Origin of the sequence: Microbulbifer sp. (assembly GCF_036563125.1) — a bacterium.
Taxonomy (GTDB): domain Bacteria; phylum Pseudomonadota; class Gammaproteobacteria; order Pseudomonadales; family Cellvibrionaceae; genus Microbulbifer.
Genome location: NZ_DATCMV010000097.1, coordinates 1 through 5,064, shown reverse-complemented (window position 1 = coordinate 5,064; position 5,064 = coordinate 1). Strand labels below are relative to the sequence as shown.

Below are 5,064 nucleotides of genomic sequence, written 5' to 3'. Positions count from 1 at the left end.
CGAGGGCCACAACTTCGCCATCGTCGACGCCGCCATGAACGACAACTTGCGTCCGGCGCTGTACCAGGCGTGGCAGGACATTGTCGCAGTGACGCCCAGCAACGGCGAGACCGAGAGCTGGGACATCGTCGGCCCGGTGTGTGAAACCGGCGACTTCCTCGGCAAGCACCGCCCGCTGGCGCTGGAACAGGGCCAGTTGCTGGCCATGCTCTCCGCCGGTGCCTACGGTTTCACCATGAGCTCCAATTACAACTCCCGCACCCGCGCCGCGGAAGTGCTGGTGGACGGCGACAAGACCTATCTGGTGCGCGCTCGCGAGACCCTCGCGGATCTGGTGCGCGGCGAAACCACGGTACCGGCCAAGGACTGACGGGAAACACACGCGATGCGGCTCAAGTTCACCAAAATGCACGGCCTCGGCAACGACTTCGTGATGATCGACGGCATCACCCAGCGGGTGAAGCTGACTTCAGACAAGGTCCGCCAGATCGCCGACCGCCACACCGGTATCGGCTGCGACCAGTTGCTGCTGGTGGAAGCGCCGCGGGACCCGGATGTGGATTTCCGCTACCGTATTTACAACGCCGACGGCAGTGAAGTAGAAAACTGCGGCAACGGCGCGCGCTGTTTTGCGCGCTTTGTGCGCGAACGCCGCCTCACCAGCAAGGAAAAAATCCTGGTGGAGACCGCCGCCGGCATTCTCGAGCTGAATGTACAGGGCGCGGACCAGGTGAGCGTGGACATGGGGCCACCGATTCTGGAGCCGGCAAAAATCCCGTTCCAGGCGGATATTCAGGCGGAGAGCTACCCGCTGGAAGTGGACGGTGAAACCTACACCGTCGGCGCCGTCTCCATGGGCAACCCGCACACCGTACTGCTGGTGGAAGATGTGGACACTGCGCCGGTGCAGACCCTCGGTGCCGCCATCGAATGCCATCCACGCTTTCCCGCGCGGGTAAATGTGGGTTTTCTGCAGATTCTCGATCGCGGTCGCGCGCGCCTGCGGGTATTCGAGCGCGGCGTTGGCGAAACCCGCGCCTGTGGCACTGGTGCCTGCGCCGCCATGGTCGCCGCGCGCATCCGCGGCCTGGTGGACGAAGAGGTGCAGATCACCCTCCCCGGCGGCGGCCTGACAATCCACTGGCCGGGCCCCGGTGAGCCGGTTACCATGACCGGACCCGCGACCGCGGTATATCACGGACAGATAGTGGTTTAACAAAATAACATCCCGGAACCAGCGACCGAGCAACGACGACACCGTAATGACCGAGCACAGCGACGCCCCACTGATCGACAGCGCCGTCGAGGCCAACCTGGAAAAGCAGCAGGCCGCCGACAGCGAGAACCAGCGCAACAAAAAGGTGCTTGCGCGGCAGGTGGCGCGATACCTGATGCAGAACCCCACCTTCTTCGCGGAAAACCTGGATCTGCTGGAGACCATCCAGGTCCCCAGGGAATCCGGCAAGACCGTGTCGCTGATGACACACCAGACCAACCTGTTGCGCGAGCGCAATATCGAGATGCGCCAGCGTCTCGACCAGCTGCTGCAGAATGCCCGCGATAACGACCAGCTGTTTATGCACAGCCGTCGCCTGGTGCTGGCGCTGCTGGAGGCGCGCACCGTGGCCGAAGCCGGACGTGCGCTACTGCAGAGCTTTCGCAATGACTTCAATGTCGAGGTCACTGCGCTGACCCTGTTCGGGCCGCTACCCGGATCCGGCAAGCAGCTCGGCGACGTGCGCTGTTACTCCCGCGCCAGTGCGGAAACCGCGATTGGCTCCATCCTGCGCAATGGTCGCACCGTGTGCGGCACCCTGCGCCCTGCGGAAACCAGCTTCCTGTTCGGCGACGATGCCGAGCGCGTCGCCTCCGCCGCCGTGGTACCGCTGGCAAACCAGCTGGGTATTCTCGCGGTGGGCTCCAGCGACCCCAACCACTACCGCTCCAGCCTCGGCACCCTGTTCCTGTCCTATATCGGCGAGATTCTCGAGCGCCTGCTACCGGATCTGCTGGCTCGCAGCTGAATACATTCTTCCCGGCGACCACCGGGCGGAATTGCGTGAGGGAAATTCTGGGGGAACACAACCCGTTGAAAACTGGACCCCGGCCTGGGCCGGCGTGACGCGCTTGTCGCCATGCCGGCTGGGCCGGTACCCAGTGTCACCTGTTGCGCTAAGTTCTCAGATGGGCCTGCTGCCGTACTTTGGCTGCGGCTTGCGAGGTGGGTCTGCGGTGATATCCGGTGCTATCTCGTTGATGGCGCCGCCGCTGGCGAGGAAGGCCTCGACCTCGGCGCTCAGTTCACTGCGAGCCCGCTGGCGGGAGGTGATGGAACGTTCTTCGCCGAAATCATCGGAGTCCTTTACCCGAACGCTGTACTGATCGTCTTTCATGTCACTTTACCCTGTAACTTGATACCCCTTGTTACAGAGGGAATACCCCTGTTGCCGCAGCTTGGCGCGGAAAAAATCCGTCACTGCCCAGTAGCGCTATCCACAAAAATATTCAAACGACCACGCCGTGTGATTTCTGCAAATAAAATCCGCCGGGCAGAAGAATTCCTGCGGCGAAGTAGTTATAGGCACTGTCCAATCAGCCTGCCAGAAATGGTTCCCGGAATTGGTAGAGTTTTTTTGAGCATTTTTTATGCGATTTATTGCTGTTGGTTATGCAGTTTTACGCGCCACAAATTCAACGACATTCACAACGGGGACGCCGTGTTCCAGCCGCGCAACGGCGGATTCTTTTTTCACTTTTTTCGCGCATAAAAAAGCCCCGCATTGCGGGGCCCGTAAAACACTGTGTCGGATTCTTTGATCAGACCGCTTCGCTGCCGGTTTCACCGGTGCGGATACGGATAACTTCTTCGAGCGCAGTGATAAAGATTTTGCCGTCGCCGATCTTGCCGGTCTGGGCCGCCTTGGTGATGGCTTCCACGGCGCTGTCGACCATGCTGTCGTCCACTGCCAGTTCCAGTTTGACCTTCGGCAGGAAGTCCACCACGTATTCCGCGCCACGGTACAGTTCGGTGTGACCTTTCTGACGGCCGAAGCCTTTCACTTCGGTCACGGTCATTCCCTGTACGCCAACCTCGGAAAGCGCGGTGCGCACGTCGTCCAGTTTGAAAGGCTTCACGACAGCCGTAATCAGTTTCATTGACTTATCCCCTGATATTGTTTCTTACGGGCACCGGCCCAACAGTGAATCGGTGCCGGAAGATTCTTGCTGCTACCGGGCCTGGCTCAGGCCCGGTAGCGAGATTATGAGCGATTATTTGCTCATAAATTCCGGATAAGCTTCCATTCCGCACTCGGTCAAGTCAACACCCTGCTGCTCTTCTTCCTCGGTAACACGGATACCGGTGATGAGCTTGAGGGCGAACCAGACAGCGAAGGAGGCGGCGAATACCCAACCGAAGATGGTTGCAGCGCCGATCAGCTGACCGCTGAAAGAGGAGCCGTCGTTGGTAACCGGTACCAGCAGCAGACCCAGCAGACCTACCACACCGTGCACGGAGATGGCGCCGACAGGATCGTCGATCTTCAGCTTGTCCAGGGTGATGATGGAGAACACGACCAGCACACCGCCGATGGCACCGAACAGGGTGGCCTGCAGGGCAGTCGGGGTGGAAGGCTCAGCGGTAATTGCCACCAGGCCGGCCAGCGCGCCGTTCAGCAGCATGGTCAGGTCGGCCTTGCCGAACAGGATGCGACCGGTGATCAGTGCGGCAACGGCACCACCGGCAGCCGCGGCGTTGGTGTTCAGGAATACCATGGCCACGGAGTGCGCATTGGCGGCGTCGCCCAGTTTCAGTACGGAACCGCCGTTGAAGCCGAACCAGCCCATCCACAGGATGAAGGTGCCCAGGGTAGCCAGCGGCAGGTTGGCACCGGGGATGGCGTAGATTTCGCCGTTCGGGCCGTATTTGCCTTTACGTGCGCCCAGCAGCAGTACGCCGGCCAGAGCAGCGGCAGCACCCGCCATGTGCACGATGCCGGAACCGGCAAAGTCGGAGAAGCCCAGGTCGCCCAGGTTGTACAGGCCGAAGACTTCTTTGCCGCCCCAGGTCCAGGAACCTTCCAGCGGATAGATGACAGCGGTCATGGCTACCGCGAACACCAGGAAGCTCCACAGCTTCATGCGCTCGGCAACCGCACCGGAGACGATGGACATGGCAGTCGCCACGAACACCACCTGGAAGAAGAAGTCGGAAGCACCGGAGTAAACGGAGTCCCCTTCGAAACCGTTTTCTGCGGAGCTCGCCAGCACGCCTTCGAGGTCGAAGGTTTCAATGCCGTTCAGCAACCAGCCGCCGTCATACATGATCGCGTAGCCGCAAACCAAGTACATGATGCAGGCAATGGCGAACAGCGCCACGTTTTTGGTGAGAATTTCCGTGGTGTTCTTGGAACGCACCAGGCCCGCTTCCAGCATGGCAAAGCCAGCTGCCATCCACATGACCAGTGCACCGCACACGAGGAAATAAAATGTATCAATTGCGTACTGCAACTGAAAAATTTGATTTTCCATTTTTCGCTCCGTTTAACCCAAACTTTCCCGAGTTGCCCCGGACGTTATTTCTGTTGATCAAAGAATCGTTACTGGCAATCGTTTGTGATTGTTAGATCGCTTCCGGGCCGGTTTCACCGGTACGGATACGGATTGCCTGTTCAAGGTTTGCAACAAAGATCTTGCCGTCGCCGATCTTGCCGCTTTGCGCCGCGCCGCCGATGGCTTCCAGCACAGCGTCGAGCTGGCTGTCATCCACAGCGATCTGCAGCATGGTTTTGGGCAGAAAATCCACCACATACTCGGCTCCGCGATAGAGTTCGGTATGCCCTTTCTGCCGCCCAAAGCCCTTCACTTCACTCACGGTGATGCCTTTGACACCGGCCTCTGCCAGCGCGTCGCGCACCGCATCGAGTTTGAAAGGTTTGATGATTGCGGTTACCAGTTTCATGGTCTCCCCCCTAAGATGAAGCCCACTCACAGAGCGGGCTTATGTCGTTATGGCTATTACCAGCTGTAAGTGGCACCGGCCAGTACAGTCGCTTCACACCAGTC

General features: G+C 59.8%; 7 protein-coding genes. 3 read left to right on the top strand and 4 right to left on the bottom strand.

Annotation, left to right across the window (positions count from 1 at the left end; all coding sequences use genetic code 11):
• The 3 genes from VIL80_RS07915 to VIL80_RS07905 all read left to right on the top strand — a co-directional run.
• On the top strand, positions 1–370 hold a 370-nt coding region (locus VIL80_RS07915), incomplete at its 5' end, for a diaminopimelate decarboxylase family protein (protein WP_414684528.1).
• A 15-nt stretch (positions 371–385) separates the two neighbouring features.
• Entirely contained in the window at positions 386–1,216 is an 831-nt protein-coding gene (dapF, locus tag VIL80_RS07910) for a diaminopimelate epimerase (RefSeq protein ID WP_332035576.1), read from the top strand.
• A 46-nt stretch (positions 1,217–1,262) separates the two neighbouring features.
• Positions 1,263–2,024 (top strand): DUF484 family protein, encoded by a 762-nt coding sequence (locus VIL80_RS07905; RefSeq protein ID WP_332035575.1) that lies wholly within the window; start codon positions 1,263–1,265, stop codon positions 2,022–2,024.
• A gap of 156 nt (positions 2,025–2,180) precedes the next feature.
• Here VIL80_RS07905 and VIL80_RS07900 read toward each other — a convergent pair whose 3' ends face one another.
• From VIL80_RS07900 to VIL80_RS07885, 4 genes are all read right to left on the bottom strand, one after another.
• The gene (locus VIL80_RS07900) at positions 2,181–2,393 is read right to left on the bottom strand and encodes a hypothetical protein (protein ID WP_318955630.1); all 213 of its coding nucleotides are present in this window, start codon (positions 2,391–2,393) and stop codon (positions 2,181–2,183) included.
• Between the two features lie 424 nt (positions 2,394–2,817).
• Positions 2,818–3,156 (bottom strand): P-II family nitrogen regulator, encoded by a 339-nt coding sequence (locus tag VIL80_RS07895; RefSeq protein WP_043319767.1) that lies wholly within the window; start codon positions 3,154–3,156, stop codon positions 2,818–2,820.
• A gap of 114 nt (positions 3,157–3,270) precedes the next feature.
• Positions 3,271–4,530: an ammonium transporter AmtB gene (gene amtB, locus VIL80_RS07890; RefSeq protein WP_332035574.1), complete on the bottom strand. Its 1,260-nt coding sequence runs from the start codon at positions 4,528–4,530 to the stop codon at positions 3,271–3,273.
• 91 nt (positions 4,531–4,621) lie between these two features.
• Complete coding sequence (locus VIL80_RS07885) at positions 4,622–4,960, bottom strand: P-II family nitrogen regulator (protein WP_332035573.1); 339 nt, start codon at positions 4,958–4,960, stop codon at positions 4,622–4,624.
• Positions 4,961–5,064 lie beyond the last annotated feature (104 nt).